Raw genomic sequence first — 18524 nt, 5'->3', positions numbered from 1 at the left:
TCTCACCTCTCCCTGGTCCGGCGGGCGTCCTTGCTGTGCTGCGTCAGCTCACCCAGGTGGACGACCGTGGTGGGATGCGGCAGATACATCAGCCGAGCATTGCGTTCCTTCTTCTTCCGCTGATTCGTCAGTTTCTCCTGCGCGGCCTGCCAGGAGTTCTCCCAGCCGACGGGGCAATCGATCATTTCGGGGCCGCTGTAGACAGCGTCGACCAACGTGGGCACGTTGGCGGAGAGGTTCAGAATCGTCCGCCCTCGAAGCAGCGCCCAGGTACGCATCAGCGTCATCGGCGCGTAGACGTTTTCAAGGTAGGCCGGGAACCGGGGCCCGTCCTCCGTGTCTTCCACACCGGCGATCGCCAGCACGGGCTCACCACGCGAAACCGCCCGGCTGTGGCGATGAAGCCGGCCCGCCCGCTGGATAAGACTGTCGACCGGCGCCAAGTCGGTCAGCATGGCATCGAAGTCGAGATCCAGACCATGTTCAAGCACCTGGGTGCTCACCACGATCGCCTTCGGCCGTTCTCCGTTCATTCCGAAGGCGGCCTTGAGCTCGGCTTCCACCGTCCTGCGTACGCCTGCTGGCAACTGGCCATTGATCGCTATCAGCCGGGGCCGTGATTCCGGTGGCAGGTCGGCGATCCGCTCTTCGAGGGCTGCATGGGTAGCGGCGGCCCTGCGGACAAGGTTGTGGATGACGGCGACGCACCCGCCGTCCGCGACCTGGGCGAGCGCCCAATCGACTATTTTCTCGTCAGGGACAGGTGTCAGTCGAATACTGCGGTCGGCGTTCAGTTCGGACAGTCCCGCCGTTTCGGCCACCGGTTTCCCGGTCCCTGCCACCGTCACTCGGGGATATCCGTTGAACGGTTCCATTTTCGGAGCCTCGCGGGGCAGACAGCGGAGCAGGCCCGATTGCCAGGCCGCGACCAATTCCTCTCTGCGACCGGCGGGCAGGGTGGCGGACAACATCACTACCGACGTCCCCAGCCGTCCGAGCCAGGCGAGCAGCCGGTCCAGGAGAGTCGACATGTAGGTGTCGTAGGCGTGCACCTCATCTATCACGACGACCTTCCCCGTCAACGCGGTCATCCGCACGAAGAAGTGGCCTGACCGGATGGCTGCCTTCAATGCTTGGTCAATCGTTCCGATTCCCAATGGGGTGAGCAGGCTTTTCTTCCGGGTGAACCATTCCTGGGCCTGGACATCGGAATCTTCCGGGTCGTCTCGGCCGACGTCGGAAGGCGTGACGCTTCGACTGCTCAGATAATCCGACGCGCCGGAGTGGATCAGGTGCGCGGTTGTCCGGTCGTCGAGGTTTGCGAGGAGCTCCTCCACCTCGCCCAACATCTGGTTGCTCGTCGCCTGAGTCGGCATGGCGACGTAAGCCCCCATCAGATCCAAGTTGTGGATCAGAGCCGCTGCGGCCTGTAAGGCCGCCTTTGACTTCCCTTCGCCCGTTGGCGCCTCTATGACAATCAGGGTGGGCTCGTTACAGTCCGCGGAGAGTCGTTCGACAAGGGTCTGTACCGATCGCGGTTGATCCTTCGGAAACAACTCGGTGAACGATGTCGGGGGGGACCAAGGCCGCAGGGCGAATGCGTCCACGGCTTTGGCTGCGAGTCTGTCCGCCTCTTCGGCGTATGTCACCGGATCTGAAGTGGGGGCGTAGGGGAAGTTCTTCTCGTCTGACGCGATCCAGTCGCTGACGCTGGTCAAGGCGGCAAGCCCGACTGCGGCAGCGGAACTCACATGCACTTCCTCCCACGGCGCTTCTTCTGGGTCTGGCAGGCCACGTAGCGCGACAACCTGTCGGACGAAGGCGTCGCGCCATCCCTTCCAGGTCTGGCCGCCATGGTTGTTCACCTCCCGTCGCGTCTGCCGCAGGGCAGAGCCATCGGGGAAGTGGCCGTGATGCCCCCCAAGAGCGATGGCGATGGCTTCAGCCGTGTCGTCAGGGGCGTCCCAGTGGAGCAGCAGATCCTTCATGTGCATGGCCGTCACGAGACCATGCGGCGTGTCGACTCGCCTGCCCAGGCTGGCCCGCTTCCGTACCGCCCGTATGTCCGCTGCAGCGGATTCACTGAACTGCTCGACCGCAAGTTCGATCTGGAGTCCTTGAAAGGTTGGGCTGAACTTTCCAAGATCGTGAAGGCCGCACAAAGTGGCGATCCACGGGTCGGGATCTCCCAGTGGCTCGAACGCCGCCCGCAGTTCGCTCCGGCACCGAGGCCCGACCAGTTTCTCGATCAACCTCTCGGCGACTGCGGCGGTGTCAAGAACATGGCAAATGAGGGGATGGTGGTCCTCCTTGGCCGCCTTTGCCCAGGCGGCCAAGGAGGGTGCGGTCATGCTCACCGAGCGGTACGGCGGAGCAGGTCGACGAACTTGGTGAACTGTGTCGCGGCTGCCGCGAATGCGGCGAGGGACGGGACGACGGGGCCGCCCTTATCGTTCAGAAGGCCGTCGAACAAGAACCAGGTGGGTACGGCGGCGCAGAAGGCAATGACGGCCGCAGAGGCCAAGATCAATGCCGTACGTGCGTGCAGTTGGTCGTTCGGGCTGGCTGAGGTGCCAGAATAGCTCATAGCTCTTCTCCATCTGGGTACGTCAAATCGCGTGGCTGGAACGGGTGGGAGCAGAGAGTGGCCCCTGTTCCCGCAGGGGCCACTCACTTTCCGGCGCATGCCGTAAGTAACCGACGCGTTGGTGTATCGAGTCGGTAGTCATCCCCGACTTGCCGGTGAGGCGCCGGGGACTTCGCGCTGGCGAGCCCGCCTGCGAGGGGACATCTCCGGATTGCTGCTGGACGGAGAGTCGGGCCCGTGCCTCGGTAAAGGCAAAGTGATCGTATCGCATCCCGGTCGGCACTGGTGTAGTCCTACTTTTGTTGGTTCAAAGCTGGCGGCCCCGCATGCGAGTTCGCTGCTGTGTTGGCTCGCGGATGCTTTGAGTCCAAGGACCGGCTTTGCTGATCGCCTACGGATGCGGCAAGGGTTTGATGCAGATACCGTTCACGCGATGAAGGTTCCGCATGAACCAGCAAGAGGCCGTCCGAAATGTCCGATCCTTCAAAAGTACTCGAAATCGCCGCCTTCACCCGAGAACAATGCAGGTCAGAAAGGGTGCTCCCCGCGCACGCGGGGATGGTCCCTCTCCCCAAGACATCCGACGTAGATATTCCTGGTGCTCCCCGCGCACGCGGGGATGGTCCCGGTGGCCTCGATATAGACGCCGGACCGGAAGCCGTGCTCCCCGCGCACGCGGGGATGGTCCCAACGATGACGAGATCGAGATCTCCGACGAGGTGTGCTCCCCCGCGCACGCGGGGATGGTCCCATGGGAGAGGTAAGAGACCTGCTGGACAAGCTGTGCTCCCCGCGCACGCGGGGATGGTCCCAGGAACAACACCAGGGTGTCGGACAGGGTGAGGTGCTCCCCGCGCACGCGGGGATGGCCCCGGCTGGCGGTTTCCGGCCCAGCCGGACGGTGGGTGCTGCGCGCGCACGCCGGGATGGTCTGAGAGCGATCACGTGGAAGTCTGAATCGGCGGACACGAGTGTCGCGGCCGATGGACAGCGCTTCCCTGCGAGGTGATGGGTACTGGTTATTCAAGGCTGGAGCCACTGTGCCTGTGCAGGCTGAGTCGTCAGGCGATCGCGGCGGATCTCAGCAAGCCGTGTCCATGAACCTGGGACAGAAGCTCCCGCTTACCTGCCTCGACTGCTTCTTCTCCGCCAGCCCGCTCGACGTGCTCGGCTCGGATGTCCCTCCAGCGCACATGTCCGCTCATCTGTCACCCTCCCGCTGAGCTCGTTCCGTCAAGTAGACCTCATGCCGGGCTGGTCAGCGGACGGCCAGGGCGCCGATTTTCTCGAAGATGCGGAAGACCTCGGCCTTGGCCAGGGCCACGTCTGGGTCGGAGGAGTCTCGGGGGAAGGGGAGGTTCATTGGGATGTCTTCGGTGAGGTGGCCGCCCTTGGCGAAGACGAGGATGCGGTTGGAGAGTTCGACGGCCTCGCTGACGTCGTGGGTTACGAAGACGACGGTTTTGCCGGTTTCCTGCCACATTTGGTGGAGTTCGGTGCGGAGGGAGCGGGCGGTGATGGCGTCGAGGTGGCTGAAGGGTTCGTCCATGAAGAGGACGTCGGGTTCGGTGGAGAAGGCTCGGGCGATGCCGACGCGTTGTTGCATGCCGCCGGAGAGTTCGCCGGGGTATTTCTTGGCTTTGTCGCCTAGTTGGACCATGTCGAGGTAGTGCTGGCAGCGGCGGCGGGTTTCCTCGGATCTGTCGGTCTGGACGAAGAGGAGGTTGTCCATCACGGTGCGCCAGGGGAGCAGGCGGGCGGCCTGGAAGACGTAGCCGGCGCGGGCGGGGTGGCCGGCCTGGGTGATGGTGACGCTGCCGTTGGTGGGGGTTTCGATGCCGCTCAGGATGTTGAGCAGGGTGGACTTGCCGCAGCCGGAGGCGCCGACCACGGAGACGAAGACGTGGCCGCCGATCTCCAGGTTGACGTCGTTCAGGGCGACCACCCGGTCGGCGCCGGCGCCGAACTCCTTGTGCAGGTTCTCGACCTTGATGTCAGCCATGTTGGGGGGTCCTCTGCTGGTCGGTGGGGGCGGGGTCTTCCGCGGTCGCGTTCGCCGAAGGGCGCCAGCGGAAGAAGCGGCGGGAGAGCCGGTCGAAGAGGAACTTCTCGAAGAACAGGGCGAAGATCACGAAGAGCAGGGCGTAGCCGATCACGCCGTAGGCGCGGTGCGCGTCGTACCAGAACTTGATGGTCCAGCCGGCGCCGTCCTGACCGCCGAAGACCTCGGCGACCACCAGGCCCTTCCAGCCGAGCGCGAAGGCGTACCGGCCTGCCGCGAAAAGGAAGGGCATCAGGGAGGGGATGAGCACGTGGCGGATGGCCCGTTCGCGGGGGACGCCGAAGGCGCGGGCCATGTCGTACAGGTCGGTGGGGGCGTTGCGGACGCCCTCGCGTACGTTGATCACCACGAACGGCACGCCGGTCAGCACCACCGCCACGATCGGGCCGGTGTCGCCGAAGCCGAAGGCCAGGCTGCAGAAGAGCGCCCAGGCCAGGTTGGGCATGGCCAGGATGGCCACGATCCAGTCGTTGAAGAAGGCGTTGACGGACTTGGACAGACCCATGGCCAGGCCGATCACGCCGCCGACGACCATGGCGATGGCCATGCCGGCGCCCAGGCGCTGGAGGGAGATCCAGAAGGTCTCGTACATGTTCTGGGGGGCGAGGGTGTTGCCGGTGATCTCGTCCCACATGAAGCCGGCCACCTGCCACGGGGTGGGCAGCACGTCCACCGCGAACGGCCAGATCGTGGTGACCGCCTGGATGGTGAGCAGCCAGACGCCCAGGCAGACCAGCGGGAAGGTGAGGCGGCCGGAGAGCGGGCTCTTCAGCGCCCTGGTCAGCGAAGGCGCTCTGGTCGGCGAAATCGGCGAGGTCGATGTCATCGGGGCAGGCTCCTTCAGGCCTTGAGGGTCGTGCGCCAGCCGAAGAACCGGCGTTCGATGGCTTCCAGCACGACCTTCTCCAGGAAGAGGGCCAGGATGTAGAAGGCCAGGATCCAGGTCAGGAACTCGGGCAGCCGGAACAGCTGGGTGGCCGTCCGCATCTCGAAGCCGATCCCGCTGGAGGAGGAGAACACCTCCGTGAGCACGGTCACCTTCCAGGCGATGGAGAACCCGAAGCGGACGCCGGTGAAGATGAACGGCGCCAGGTGCGGGATGACGATGTGGCGATTGCGTTTGAGCACGCCGACGCCGAACGACTTGGCCATGTCGATCAGGTCCTTGGGCAGCGACTTGATGCCCTCCGACACGTTGACGGTGATCACCGCGAACGTGGTCAGCACGATGGCCAGCAGCGGGCCGGCCTCCCGGTTGCCGAAGATGATCGCGGTGATCAGGGCCCAGATCAGGCCGGGGGTGGTCACCCCGATGGTGACCGCGTCCTTGAAGAAGCCGCTCAACCACCGGTTCTGCATGAGCATGCCGACCAGTACGCCGACCACGAAGGCCAGCAGGAAGCCGATGCCGATGCGGGTCAGCGTGGTGGCGAACGCGCCGGGCACCTTGCCGCTCTGCCAGAGCTCGCCGAAGGTGGCGAACACCGCGGTCGGCCCGGGCAGCAGGGTCTCGTCCATCAGCCGCCCGGAGGAGAACTCCCACAGGCTGAGGAAGAACAGGTAGCCGGCCAGCCGCCAGCCCCACGCCTTGATCCGGTCCCTGCGCTGGGCTTTCCTGGCCAGTTCCGCCTGGCTGGCCCGGCGTGGCGGGCTCGTGGTGGGGGCGACGGCGGTCGACACGGGCTCTCCTCTAGTTGCTGGGGGTGAGGGCGACGAACCGGGGCTTCGGCGCGTCGGCCGCCAGGTAGTTGTGGTTGTCGGGGTGCAGGGCCTTCATCAGGTCCCAGATCTCGGTCTCGACCTTGATCCAGTCCTCGGTGAGGAAGACGCTGTCCACGAACCAGTCCTTGTCCCCGCTGACGAACTCGGTGATGTACGCGATGTCCTCGGCGGACTCCACCGAGAAGTGCTGCGGGAACTTCTTGACGGTCTCGGCCTTCTGCTGCTTCCACATGTCGATGCCGGTCTGCCAGAGCTCCAGGAACTTCACCGCCAGGTCCCGGTTGGCGTCGAACCACTTCTCGGTGGCCACGAAGTTGTTGCCGGAGACGTGCAGCTTGCCGTCGTTGCTGGGGGCGAACTCCTGGTAGAGCTGGAAGGGCAGCTTGCCGTCGTACATGATCTCCAGCTCGCCCCGGCGCATCTGGGGCACCGCGGCCTCGGGGATGATCGCCGCGGCCTCGCAGTCGCCGCGGAGCAGGTTGGTGGGGTTGACGAAGTGGTCGTTGACGAGGAGGTTGAAGTCGCCACCGCCGACCCGATAGTCCAGGTTGTGCATGCGGTTGGCGGCGAGGGTCCAGAATCCGGTGTTGGACGTGGGTCCTGACACGCAGATCTTGGAGCCCTTGGGGATGTCGGCCAGTGTCCTGTACGGGTCCCCGGCTCGGCGGAAGAGCGGGACCCGCTGGTAGTTGTACTTGCCGAAGGTGACCGTCTTGATCTTGGTTTCGGCCTCCAGGACCGGGGTCTCCTGGGTGGCCATGGAGACGATGTCGCCGTGGCCGCCGGCGAAGTAGGTGAACTCGTCCCAAGTCGTACTGGTCTCGATGCGGGCGTTGTTCTCCTGCTCCCACTTCTGGATGGTCCCGGCCTGTTTCATCAGGTCCCAGACGGGGTCGGGGGCGAACGCGAAGCGGATGACCTTGGGGTCGGCACCGCCTCCGGAAGCGCCGGTCCCACCGCCGCCGCACGCGGCCGTGAACGCCGCCACCGTCGAGGCCGCTAATATGATCTTGAATTTGGTTCTCACCGGCGTCTGCCCTTCTCGCGAGCCGCTGTGGCCTCGGCGTCACCGGGGGAGCACGGGGCCGCTGGACCTGTGACGCGTGTCACCGATTAGACTGACGCGCCCTTCAGGACGCACTGTCAGTTCGCGTGATTTTTGGCCGGGGACGGTGCCGCAGACTGTAACGCGGGTGTTAATTGGCGCTCTGTGCCGATCGTCCGATGTTGTTAAATTGTTGCTGCTTGGGGCCTATGACACTTCGCGTCAGCGGTCGGAGCCGGATTTCACAGGGCGCGCCACTGTGCCCGTACGGCCTGCGGCGTTGACTCTTCGCGTACATCCGACAAGGGAGACGACGCGATGAGACTCGGCTACTTCTCGATGCCGCTCCACCCGCTCGGCCGGTCCTGGCGCGAGACGCTGACCGAGGACCGGGACGCGGTGATCCTCGCCGACCGCCTGGGCTTCCACGACGCCTTCATCGGGGAACACCTCACCGACAAGCACGAGAACATCACCAACAGCCTGCTCTTCCTGGCCACGCTGATCTCCGACACCGAGCGGATCCGCCTGGCCACCGGCACCACCAACCTGTCCCAGCAGCATCCGGTGCTGGTGGCCGCGAACTCGGCGATGTTCGACCATCTGTCGGGCGGGCGGTTCATCCTCGGGGTGAGCCCCGGCGCGCTGCCGTCGGACGCGGAGGTGCTGGGCATCCTGGACGAGGACCGCAACCAGCTCTTCGCCGAGGCGATCGACGTGATCACCGCGATCTGGGAGGGTGAGCCGCCGTACCGGATCGAGCTGCCCGGCAACCGGTTCAAGGTGACCACGGAGTCCACCATCGACCTGGACCTGGGCGTGGGGGTGCTGCCCAAGCCGTTCCAGGAGCCGCGCCCCGAAATCGTGGGCACGGTGGTCGCGCCGTACTCCAAGGGCGTGGTGGCGATGGGACGGCGGGACTTCCACCCGCTCTCGGCCAACTTCCTGCTGCCGCAGTGGGTGGCCACGCACTGGCCCAACTACGTGGAGGGCAAGCAGGCCGTCGGGGCCGTGGCGGACCCGGCCGACTGGCGCATCGCCAGGACCGTCTTCGTGGCTGACGACGCCCGGGTGGCCGAACGGTACGGCCGGGCGGACGCCACCAGCCCCTACCGCTTCTACTACGCGCAGATGCTCACGAAGATGCGGAAGATCGGCCGGTTGGGCCTGTTCAAGACCCACCGCGACCAGCCGGACGAGGAGATCACCCTCGACTACGTGCTGGACCGCCTGGTCATCACCGGCACGCCGGAGTCGGTGGCCGAGCAGATCCTCGCCTTCCGCGAGCAGACCGGGGACTTCGGCGAACTGGTCTACGCGGGGCTCGACTGGGTGGACCCGCAGCTGGCCCGGCGCTCCATGGAGTTGATGGCGCAGAAGGTCATGCCGGCGGTCAACGCCGGGATCGGGGCCCGATGAGCGACCGCCTGCCGTTCCCGCCGGAACTGACCGAGGCGCAGCGGGAGGCCGTCAAGTGCATCACGGCCGGGCCGCGCGGCGAGATCTCCGGCCCGTTCGTGCCGCTGCTGCGCAGCCCGGAGCTGATGACCCGGCTGCAACTGGTCGGCGAGCACCTCCGGTTCGGCGGCGCGCTCGACGACGACCTGCGCGAGCTGGTCATCCTGACCGTGGCCCGGCGCTGGGACCAGGAGTTCGAGTGGGCCTTCCACCATCCGATCGCCCTGGCCACCGGGGTTCCGGCCGAGGCCGTCGAGAGCGTCGGCCAAGGGCTGCCCCCGGCGGCGGGACGGCCGGAGCTTCGCCTGGTCTGGGATCTGATCGACGAGTTGCAGCGCACCGGAGGCGTCGGTGACCAGGCGTACGGCGCCGCGCTGGCAGCCCTGGGGGAGGAGCAGGTGGTCGCGGCGGTGGCCACCGCCGGGTACTACACCACGCTGGCCATGGTCATGAACGTCGCGCGCACCCCGCCTCCGCCGGGCGGGGCGCGGCTGCCGGACCGATGACGCGGCTCGTCCTCCTCCATCCGCTTGGGGTGGACGGGGGCTTCTGGGACGGCATGTTCGCGGACGCGTTGGCGCTCGACCTGCCGGGCCACGGTTCGGCTCCCTGCCTGGAGTCCGGGGGGATCAGCGGATTCGCCGATGCCGTGATCGACGTACTGGCCGGGGAGCGGGTGCACCTGGCGGGGTTGTCCCTCGGGGGCCTGGTCGCGCAGGAGATCGCGGCCAGGCGGCCCGATCTGGTGGATCGGCTCGTGCTGGTGAGCACGGTCGCCGTCTACCCGTCGTTCATGCGGGAGATGTGGCGGGAACGCGCGATCATCGCGCGCGAACGCGGCTTGGCGGAACTGGCCGATCCGATGGCCGCCATGTGGTTCACCGAACGTACGAGCCCGGCCGCCCTGCGCGTCAGGGAACGTTTCCTGGCCATGGACCCCGAAGGGTACGCCCGCGCCTGCGAGGCCCTGGAGACCGCCGACACCACCGCGCTCACCATCCAGGCCCCCACGCTGGTCGTCTGCGGCGTGGACGACCTGTCGCCGTTCACCGAGGCCGCCCGCTGGCTGCACGAGCACATCGCGGACTCCGAGCTGACCTGGCTGGACGGCAAGCACGCCGCCGTCCTGGAACGCCCGCGCGAGTTCGCCGAGGCCGTCCGCCGGTTCCTATGAATCCTCGCTCAGGAGCCGTACCAGCCGGATCGCCACCTGTAGTTCGGTGCGCCGCTCCTGGAGCGAGTGCCCGAGCAGTTGCTCGGCCTTCTGCAGGCGGTTGCGCACGGTGTGCTCGTGCAGCTGGAGGTACTCGGCCGCCGCCACGTGGCTGCCGAACCGGAACGAGGCGTCCAGCGTCTCCCGCAGCCGGACCGCCTCGGTGGTGTTCCCGGCCAGCGCGCCCAGTTCGGCGGCCACGAAGTTCCTGGCCAGCGCCTCGTTCTGGAGCAGCAGCACCTCAAGGCCCGCGTCGGCGTACCTGATCACCGGCGGCGCGTGCGGCAGGCCCCAGGCCGCGCGCACCCGCTCCACCTCCTGGGCCTGCCGGAGCGCTGCCCGGAACCCGTCCATCCCGGTCTGCGGGTCGCTGACCGACGCGGTCACCCCGATCTCCGTCAGCACCCGGCAGAGCGCCGCGAGCCCGGCGGCGTGCCACGGCTCCAGCCGGCAGAGCCAGACCACGTTGCTGGTCAACGCCAGCGGATAGGAGAGGGTCTGGTACGCCTTGGCCGCCACCCGCAACCCGTCGGCGAGCTGGGTGGCCGCCCCCTCGGTCATGGCCGGCAGCAGCACCGCCACATGGTGGGCGTCGGTCTGGTAGGCCAGGATGGCCAGGTCAGAGGTGGTCAGCCGGGCCTCCTCGCCGCGCAGGATGTCCCGCACCAGGTTCTGCCGCACGTGCGCCCGGGACCGGCTGAGCGCCTCGTAGTCCCGGGTGTAGGTCTCGGCCACCCGGGAGGCGACATGGTCCTGGTAGGTCAGGATGACCCGGGTCAGGTGGCCCAGCGCGTCGGCGGCCTCGTCCCGGCCGAGGTCCGCCCGCTCGATGTGCCGCCGCAGGTGCGCCGTCCACAGCTCCCACTGGGTGAGGAAGCTCACCCGGTACGACCGCTGCATGGACTTCTGCGGAATGCGCAGGTGCACCTGCACGGTGGCGAAGGAGAGCACCTGGTCCAGCCGCACGTCCTCCAGCTCGACCCGCCCGGCCAGCACGTCGCGCAGCGCGTACGCGTTCTGGGTGACGCTTGCCCGCAGCCGTTCCAGGAACGCCTCGTCGCTGCGGTGGCTGGTGAACACGGCCGTGCTGCACCGCTCGACCACCACGTCCACCATGGTCGGCACGTCGAAGTCGAGGGCGCAGTCGCGCACCGTCGGCGGCAGCGGCCGGCTGTCGAAGAAGTCGGCACGCGGCTCGGTGAGGGGGTGGTTCACCAGCATGTCGTCTCCCATCGGGGCACTCTAGGGCGGCGGCGGTCGGTGCCGCATCGCCGGGGTACCGTCAGCGCACCGGCTCGACCCGGCCCGACCGGGCCGAGGCGGTGATGGCCTCGAAGGTCCGCACGTTGGCCAGCATCTCCTCGTGGGTGACGGGGTAGCTCACCTCGCCCGCCGCGGCCCGGGCGAACCGCTCGATGTTCTCCCGGACCGACGGGTGCGGCGGGTAGAAGGTGGAGACCGGCTCAGCTCCCCGGTGCACGGTGGTCACGTCCCAGCCGCGCGGCAGTTCCGGGTGGTTGCGGTCCCGGATCTCCACCCAGCCCCGCGAACCCAGCACGGCCACCCTCCCGGCGAACGGTGTGGTCAGGATGGCGGTGATCAGCGCCGTCTGGCCGCCCTCGAAGCCCATGGTGACGGTGAGCGTGTCGCCGTTGGCGAACGAGGTGGCCAGCGTGGACAGCCGGGCCCAGACCTCGACCGGGGGGCCGAACAGCGCGATGGCCAGGTCCACCAGGTGGATGCCGGTGGCCGAGAGCGGCCCCACCGGCGCGTCGCGGTCGGAGAGCCGCCAGTTGTCCGGCGGCAGGGCCAGGAACTTGTCCTGGCTGAAGTTGCCCTCGAACACCAGCGGCGTGCCCAGCTCCCCTGCCCGGCACTGATCGCGCAGGCGCATCACGGCCGGTTCGAACCGGCGCTCGTGGCCGATGCCGAGCTGCACCCCGGCCGCGGCCACCGCCGCCAGGGCGGTCCTGGCCTCGTCCCCCGAGGTGGTGAGCGGCTTCTCGCAGAACACGTGCTTGCCGGCCAGGGCCGCGGCGACGATCTGCTCGGCGTGGAACTTGTGCGGGGTGCAGAGGATCACCGCGTCCACGGCCGGGTCCGCCAGCGCGTCCTCGTACGCGGGGGCGGTGCGCAGCCCTTCGACCCGTTCCCGGCTCGCCTTGTCAGGGTCCACGCCCAAGACGACCTGGAGGTACTGACTGCCCGTCAGGTCCCGTACGATCTTCTGGCCCCACCAGCCGAGGCCGACCACCGCTGCCCTAATCACGTGCGCAGTCAACCGCGCCGGCCGACCGTGCGCCCTGGTCAGCGCCGTGAATTTTCGGCCGTACGTTGCCGTGATCCGTCATTCCGGCGGTGCGTAACGTCCTCCGCCACCGGACTTGCGGCAATTTCACGGTGAGCGCCACTGCGGGTACGGCCCCGGCCTCGCTTCAATGAGCGCATGACTCGGGGTACCAGCGAACTCCACGGAGGTGGGGGTATGGAACGGACGGCCGGTCCGGTCCCGGCGGCGGTCGACGCCCTGCTCTTCCGCCACGTCGTCGGGCACCTGGCCACCGGGGTGACCGTGCTCACCACGGCCGAAGGACACCAGCGGTTCGGCATGACCGCCAGCTCCGTGACCTCGCTCTCGGTGGACCCGCCCACCATGCTGGCCTGCATCAACAACGCCGTGCCGACCGCCGCCGCGGTGGCCAGGGCCGGCAAGTACGTGGTCAACGTGCTCGGCGAGGACCAGAGCCGGCTGGCCCACCAGTTCGCCGCGCCAGGCCCCGACAAGTTCCGCGACGTGCGCGTGCACACCGGGGAGCTGGGCCTGCCGGTGCTCACCGACGCGCTGGCCCACCTGGAGTGCGAGGTGACCGAGCAGGTGGACGGCGGCACCCACTCGGTCTTCATCGGCCGGGTGCGTTCGGCCGTCGCGGGCCGGGGCTCCCCGCTCACCTACTACCGGGGCGACTTCGGCCGGTTCGAGTTCGCCCGCGACGACCGGGTCTACAAGAAGGCACGCCACCAGGTGCTCAGCCGGGTCTACCCGGCCAACGAGGTGATCCTGCTGGACGACCTGGCCGACGAGCTGGGCGTGGACCCGTCGGCGGCGTTCTACGCGCTGACCCGGCTGGCCGCCGACGGCCTGGTCCGCCGCGACCCCGACCGGGGTTACGTGGTCACCCAGTTCGACGTGACCACCTCCGACGCGACCTTCGACGCCCGGCTGGCCATCGAGCTCGGGGTGATCGAGCTGAGCGTCGGCCGGGCCGCCCCCGAGGAGCTGGCCGAGCTCAGGGCCCGGTTCGAGCGCATGGCGGTGCTGCTGGTGGGGGACCGGTTCGTGGACTTCGACGACTACCTGGACGCCAACTACGCCTTCCACGAGTGGCTGGTCGGCCTGGCCCACAACCCGCTGCTGACCGCCACGTTCGGCGGGCTGAGCATCAAGAGCGTGATGACCCGCAGCTTCGGGTCCACCCCGGTGACCTCGCAGAAGTTCATCGACGTGCAGCGAGACCTGACCGAGGCGTTCGAGCGCGCCGACGCCGCCGCCGCCCGGGCCTCCGCCCGCGCTTATTGCACGCTGGCCAAGCAGCGGGTACGGGAGATCCTCGCGCACACCGGCGGCCGCCTCTGACGGTGGCGCATCCTCGGTGAAACAGATGTAACCGCCAGAGCCGATCACGTGTGACTCCCGCGTAACGGCGCGTTCTTATGTTTCCTGCGTTGGATCGTCGGCGCAGGAGAGTCCGTGACCAGAACCGTCTGCTCCTATTGCGGGGTTGGCTGCGGCATCGTCGTTGAGACGGAGCGGGATGCCGAGGGCCGGCGCCGGGTGGTGAAGGTTTCCGGGGATCGTGAGCATCCGGCCAATGCGGGTCGGCTCTGTACGAAGGGAGCCACCAGTGCCGAGATGGCGATGGCGCCCGGGCGGTTGGCCGGGGCACTGGTTCGGGGGGAGCGTGGTGCCGGGCCTGTCGCGGTCGGGGTGGACGAGGCGATCGAGCTGACCGGGCGGCGGCTTCGGGCGATCCTTGATGAGCACGGGCCTGACGCGATCTCCTTCTACGTGTCCGGTCAGATGACCCTGGAGGCCCAGTATCTGGCCAACAAGCTGGCCAAGGGGTTCGTCGGGACCAAGCAGATCGAGTCCAACTCGCGGCTCTGCATGGCCAGTGCGGGGACCGGTTACAAGCTTTCGCTGGGGTCGGACGGGCCGCCGGGCTCGTACGAGGACTTCGACCATGCCGATCTGTTCTTCGTGATCGGCGCGAACATGGCCGACTGTCATCCGATCCTGTTCCTGCGCCTGATGGACCGGGTGAAGGCGGGGGCCAAGCTGATCGTGGTGGATCCCCGGCGGACCGCTACCGCCGCCAAGGCCGATCTGTTTCTGCCGATCCGGCCGGGTACCGATCTGGCGCTGCTGAACGGGTTGCTGTACCTGCTGGCCGAGGGTGGGCATCTGGATCAGGAGTTCATCGCGGAGCACACCGAGGGCTGGGAAGGGATGCCGGAGTTCCTCCGCGACTACCCGCCCGACACGGTGGCCGCCGTCACCGGAATCCCCGAGGCCGATCTGCGCCGGGCGGCCGACATGATCGCCGCCGCCGGGGAGTGGATGAGCTGCTGGACCATGGGTCTCAACCAGAGCACCCACGGGACCTGGAACACCAACGCGCTCTGCAACCTGCACCTGGCCACCGGGGCCATCTGTCGTCCCGGCAGCGGGCCGTTCTCCCTCACCGGGCAGCCCAACGCGATGGGTGGCCGGGAGATGGGGTACATGGGGCCGGGGCTGCCCGGGCAGCGGTCGGTGGTGGTTGCGGAGGACCGGAGGTTCGCCGAGGAACTGTGGGGGTTGCCGCCGGGGACGCTCCGTGCCGAGGTCGGGGCCGGGACGGTGGACATGTTCGCCCGGATGGCCGCGGGCGAGATCAAGGCGTGCTGGGTGATCTGCACCAATCCCGTGGCCAGTGTGGGCAACCGGAGAACCGTCATCGCGGGTCTGGAGGCGGCCGAATTCGTCGTCACCCAGGACGTTTTCGCGGCCACCGAGACCAACGCGTACGCGGACGTGGTGTTGCCGGCCACGATGTGGGCGGAGAGCGAAGGCGTCATGATCAACTCGGAGCGCAATCTGACGCTGCTCCAGCAGGCCGCCGATCCGCCGGGGGATGCCCTGCCCGATTGGCAGCTCATCGCCCGGGTGGCCAGTGCGATGGGGTACGCCGATGCCTTCACCTACAGCAGCGCCGAGGAGATCTTCGAGGAGATCAAGCAGGCCTGGAACCCGAAGACCGGCTACGACCTGCGCGGCGTGACCTACGAACGCCTCCGGGAGACCCCTGTCCAGTGGCCCGCCGCGCCCGACTCCGGCGCTCGCAACCCCGTGCGCTACCGCAACGACGGCATCAGCCAGACGCTGCTGACCAGACCCGACGGAACCCGGCCGAGGCTGGCCTTCGCCACCCCGAGCGGCCGGGCGGTCTTCTACCCACGTCCGCACTTGCCCCCGGCTGAGTTGCCCGACGATGCCTACCCATACGTACTCAACACCGGCCGCCTCCAGCACCAGTGGCACACCCTGACCAAAACCGGCAAGGTCGCCAAGCTGAACAAGCTCAACCCCGGCCCCTTCGTCGAAATCCACCCAGACGACGCAGCCGGACACCAGATCACAGACGGCGACCTGGTGGCGGTGGAGTCCCGGCGCGGCCGCGCGGTACTGCCCGCCGTCCTCACCGACCGGGTGCTCCCCGGCACCTGTTTCGCGCCCTTCCACTGGAACGACCTGTTCGGCGAGTACCTGAGCGTCAACGCGGTAACCAGCGACGCCGTCGATCCACTCTCCTTCCAGCCAGAGCTGAAGGTGTGCGCGGTGTCGCTGACCAAGGTCCCCGCCGAACTCGCACCCGGGTCAGTGGCGGGGTCCGGGTTCGGATCCGTGCCTGGCCCTGGGGTCGCGTCTGGGAATGGGGGTGCGTCCGCGCCCAGGTCGGTGGCGGGGTCCGCGCTCGGATCCACTGGCCCTGGGGTCGGGCCCGGGAATGGATCTGGGGCCGCATCCGCGCCCGGGTCGGCGGCCGAGTCCGTGCTCGGATCCATGGCTGGGGCTGAGGCTGGGCTCGGGTCCGGGAATGGGGCCGTGTCCGTGCCCAGGTCGGTGTCCGGGCTCGGATCCGTGACCGGCTCTGGGGTCGGGTCTGGGAATGGGTCTGGGGCCGCGCTCGGATCCATGGCCGGGCCTGGAGCTGGATCTGTCGGCGAGAAGGGGTCTGTGGCTGGGGCCGTGAACGGGGCCGCGATCGGATCTGTGGCCGAGCGGATAGCGGGGCAGATGGCTGTGGCGGCCGAGTTGCTGGGCGTTTCCGGCCTCACGCCGCCTCAGCTTTCCGAGGACGAGCAGTTCTATCTGGCCGGATTCCTCACCGGGCTGTCCCGGGGCGGTGGCGAGGGCACGCCTGTGCTGCCCGCGCACGCCCCGGTCGATCCCGGCCACGCGCTGTGGATCAACGGGCTGCTGGCCGGGATGTTCGCCCGGGAACCCGTCCCATCCCCGTCATCCACCCAGCCCGCCGCCCCGTCTTCCGCTCTGTCCTCCGCTCTGTCCGAGGCTCCCGCTCCCGGACGGGAGTTGTTGGTGCTCTGGGCCTCTCAGACGGGCACCGCCGAGGAGTTCGCCACTGCCAGCGCGCAGCGGCTTGCCGCGTCCGGGTACGCGGCCCGGCTGGTCGGCATGGACGGACCGGTGACGCTGCCGCCCGGCGCCGACGTGCTGGTCATTTCCAGTACCTTCGGCGACGGCGAACCACCCGACAACGGCACCGGGTTCTGGGAGGCGCTGGCCCACCCGGACGCCGTCCAGTTGGACGGGGTTCGGTACGCGGTTCTGGCCTTCGGGGACTCCAGCTACGCGAACTTCTGCGGCCACGGTCGTCGCCTGGACCAGCGGCTGGCCGAACTCGGCGGCCGACGCATCGTGCCCCGGATGGATTGCGAGCCCGACGACGGGCGGCGCGCCCAGGACTGGCTGGACGCCGTTATCACCGCCCTCGCCGAACCACCCCCGAGCCGGGATGCGCCGCTGCCCGCCCCGCTGCTGGGGAACCGGCTGCTCAGCCTCCCCGGCTCGGCCAAGGAGGTCCGCGAGTTCGTCGTCGGAACGGAAGGGCGGCTGACCTACCAGGCGGGAGATTCTCTCGGTGTGGTGCCCGTCAACTCGGACACCCTGGTCGCCGAATGGCTGGCGGTGACGGGGCTGAACTCTGCCACCATCGTGGAGCTGCCCGAACGCGGGCCGGTGTCGCTGGGGGAGGCGTTGGCCCGGCACCTCGACATCACCAAGATCACTCCTGCGCTGTTGCGATTCGCCGCCGAGCGTACGAAGGACCGTGACCTGATCCGGCTTCTGCGACCTGGCAATGAGGGCGAGCTGGCCAAGTGGACGTGGGGCCGCCAAGCCGTGGACGTCGCCGCCGACCTCAGGGTGCGCGCCACCGCCCAGGAATGGGCCGGGGTGTTCCCCCGGCTCCAGCCCCGGCGGTACTCGATCGCCTCCAGCCCGCTGGTGCACCCCGACGAGATCCGGCTCGTGGTGTCGGTGGTGCGGTTCGACAACCCGAAGGGAGTCCTGCGGCGAGGGGCCTGCTCGGCGTACCTGGCGGACGGGGGAGTTGGCGGTGGTGCTGGCGGGCGGGTTGTCGGGGGAACTGACGGTGGTGCTGGCGGGCGGGTTGTCAGGGGAACTGACGGTGAGGTTGGCAGTGGGGCTGGCGGACGGGTTGTTGGAGGAACTGGCGGGGGACCTGTCGAGGGACCTGAAGGGTGGGTTTCCGGGGGAGCTGATGGGCGCGTTGCCGGGGGTGCTGCGCCGATCCCCGTGTACGTTCAGCCCACACCGCATTTTCGGCCGCCGGTCGATCCGGACACCCGGATGATCATGATTGGTCCAGGGACCGGAGTGGCCCCGTTTCTTGGGTTCCTCGATGAACGTCGGGCGCTTGGGCATCGGGGAGCCAACTGGCTCTTCTTCGGGGAGCAGCGGCGTGCCACGGACTTCTACTTTGGCGACCACCTGACCGCGCTGCACGAGGACGGCTTCCTCACTCGCCTTGACCTGGCCTTCTCCAGGGACCAGCGGAGCAAGATCTATGTCCAGGACCGGATGCGCGAGCACGGCGCCCAGCTCTGGGCCTGGCTGGAATCCGGCGCCTGCCTGTACGTCTGCGGCGACGCCACCCGAATGGCCAAGGACGTCGACCGAACCCTCCGCGAGATCGTCACCACCCACGGCGGTCTCACGACGGAGGACGCCACCGCGTACGTCAAGCAGCTCACGACGACCCGCCGCTACCTCCGTGACGTGTACTGATAAATCCTGATTTTGTCCGATATGCGGTGATTTCCGGATGGATGCCAGGCTCCCGTCACCCCCCGG

13 protein-coding genes are annotated in these 18524 nt (G+C 68.1%); 5 read left to right on the top strand and 8 right to left on the bottom strand.

The annotated features are described in order from the left end of the window. Positions 1–2: 2 nt before the first annotated feature. The 6 genes from cas3 to KIP79_RS05505 form a co-directional block, all read right to left on the bottom strand. On the bottom strand, positions 3–2351 hold the full coding sequence (gene cas3 / locus KIP79_RS05530) for a CRISPR-associated helicase Cas3' (protein WP_214103564.1): 2349 nt from the start codon (positions 2349–2351) through the stop codon (positions 3–5). Between the two features lie 2 nt (positions 2352–2353). Then, the gene (locus tag KIP79_RS05525) at positions 2354–2587 is read right to left on the bottom strand and encodes a hypothetical protein (protein WP_214103563.1); all 234 of its coding nucleotides are present in this window, start codon (positions 2585–2587) and stop codon (positions 2354–2356) included. Positions 2588–3845: 1258 nt separating this feature from the next. Next, positions 3846–4589, bottom strand: coding sequence for an ABC transporter ATP-binding protein (locus KIP79_RS05520; RefSeq protein ID WP_214103562.1), 744 nt, complete (start codon positions 4587–4589; stop codon positions 3846–3848). After that, positions 4582–5475 carry an ABC transporter permease gene (locus tag KIP79_RS05515; protein WP_214103561.1) on the bottom strand — a complete coding sequence of 298 codons (894 nt, stop codon included), beginning with the start codon at positions 5473–5475 and terminating at the stop codon, positions 4582–4584. Before KIP79_RS05515 ends, KIP79_RS05520 begins: the two co-directional genes overlap by 8 nt. A gap of 14 nt (positions 5476–5489) precedes the next feature. After that, positions 5490–6329: an ABC transporter permease gene (locus KIP79_RS46520; RefSeq protein WP_214103560.1), complete on the bottom strand. Its 840-nt coding sequence runs from the start codon at positions 6327–6329 to the stop codon at positions 5490–5492. A gap of 10 nt (positions 6330–6339) precedes the next feature. Continuing rightward, positions 6340–7398, bottom strand: coding sequence for a substrate-binding domain-containing protein (locus tag KIP79_RS05505; RefSeq protein ID WP_214103559.1), 1059 nt, complete (start codon positions 7396–7398; stop codon positions 6340–6342). Between the two features lie 336 nt (positions 7399–7734). On the opposite strand from KIP79_RS05505, the gene KIP79_RS05500 reads away from it, so the two are divergent. The 3 genes from KIP79_RS05500 to KIP79_RS05490 are packed head-to-tail and all read left to right on the top strand — an operon-like array spanning position 7735 to position 10048. Beyond that, the gene (locus tag KIP79_RS05500; RefSeq protein WP_214103558.1) at positions 7735–8835 is read left to right on the top strand and encodes an LLM class flavin-dependent oxidoreductase; all 1101 of its coding nucleotides are present in this window, start codon (positions 7735–7737) and stop codon (positions 8833–8835) included. Beyond that, positions 8832–9380 carry a carboxymuconolactone decarboxylase family protein gene (locus tag KIP79_RS05495; RefSeq protein ID WP_214103557.1) on the top strand — a complete coding sequence of 183 codons (549 nt, stop codon included), beginning with the start codon at positions 8832–8834 and terminating at the stop codon, positions 9378–9380. Before KIP79_RS05500 ends, KIP79_RS05495 begins: the two co-directional genes overlap by 4 nt. Then, positions 9377–10048, top strand: a complete 672-nt coding sequence (locus KIP79_RS05490; protein ID WP_214103556.1) for an alpha/beta fold hydrolase — start codon at positions 9377–9379, stop codon at positions 10046–10048. Before KIP79_RS05495 ends, KIP79_RS05490 begins: the two co-directional genes overlap by 4 nt. Here KIP79_RS05490 and KIP79_RS05485 read toward each other — a convergent pair. Both KIP79_RS05485 and KIP79_RS05480 read right to left on the bottom strand, forming a co-directional pair. Further along, entirely contained in the window at positions 10043–11320 is a 1278-nt protein-coding gene (locus KIP79_RS05485) for a PucR family transcriptional regulator (protein WP_214103555.1), read from the bottom strand. The two genes, KIP79_RS05490 and KIP79_RS05485, sit on opposite strands and share 6 nt — an antisense overlap. A 49-nt stretch (positions 11321–11369) precedes the next feature. Continuing rightward, positions 11370–12356 (bottom strand): Gfo/Idh/MocA family protein, encoded by a 987-nt coding sequence (locus KIP79_RS05480; protein WP_214103554.1) that lies wholly within the window; start codon positions 12354–12356, stop codon positions 11370–11372. Positions 12357–12572: 216 nt separating this feature from the next. On the opposite strand from KIP79_RS05480, the gene KIP79_RS05475 reads away from it, so the two are divergent. After that, entirely contained in the window at positions 12573–13721 is a 1149-nt protein-coding gene (locus KIP79_RS05475; protein ID WP_214103553.1) for a flavin reductase, read from the top strand. 114 nt (positions 13722–13835) lie between these two features. After that, a complete protein-coding gene (locus tag KIP79_RS46515) occupies positions 13836–18458 on the top strand; it encodes a bifunctional nitrate reductase/sulfite reductase flavoprotein subunit alpha (protein WP_308169580.1) in 4623 nt (1540 codons plus the stop codon). Positions 18459–18524 lie beyond the last annotated feature (66 nt).

The sequence above is a fragment of the Acrocarpospora catenulata genome, from assembly GCF_018476525.1.
GTDB classification, from domain to species: domain Bacteria; phylum Actinomycetota; class Actinomycetes; order Streptosporangiales; family Streptosporangiaceae; genus Acrocarpospora; species Acrocarpospora catenulata.
The sequence above is the reverse complement of the archived record's forward strand: the minus strand, read 5'-3'. Positions and strand labels throughout refer to the sequence as shown.

Bases quoted from the DNA above. Each gene is read 5' to 3' on its own strand.
- KIP79_RS05515 (WP_214103561.1), bottom strand. From the start codon at position 5,475: ATGACATCGACCTCGCCGATTTCGCCGACCAGAGCGCCTTCGCTGACC.
- KIP79_RS05500 (WP_214103558.1), top strand. From the start codon at position 7,735: ATGAGACTCGGCTACTTCTCGATGCCGCTCCACCCGCTCGGCCGGTCC.
- KIP79_RS05525 (WP_214103563.1), bottom strand. From the start codon at position 2,587: ATGAGCTATTCTGGCACCTCAGCCAGCCCGAACGACCAACTGCACGCA.
- KIP79_RS05495 (WP_214103557.1), top strand. From the start codon at position 8,832: ATGAGCGACCGCCTGCCGTTCCCGCCGGAACTGACCGAGGCGCAGCGG.
- KIP79_RS05520 (WP_214103562.1), bottom strand. From the start codon at position 4,589: ATGGCTGACATCAAGGTCGAGAACCTGCACAAGGAGTTCGGCGCCGGC.
- cas3 (WP_214103564.1), bottom strand. From the start codon at position 2,351: ATGACCGCACCCTCCTTGGCCGCCTGGGCAAAGGCGGCCAAGGAGGAC.
- KIP79_RS05475 (WP_214103553.1), top strand. From the start codon at position 12,573: ATGGAACGGACGGCCGGTCCGGTCCCGGCGGCGGTCGACGCCCTGCTC.
- KIP79_RS05490 (WP_214103556.1), top strand. From the start codon at position 9,377: ATGACGCGGCTCGTCCTCCTCCATCCGCTTGGGGTGGACGGGGGCTTC.
- KIP79_RS05485 (WP_214103555.1), bottom strand. From the start codon at position 11,320: ATGGGAGACGACATGCTGGTGAACCACCCCCTCACCGAGCCGCGTGCC.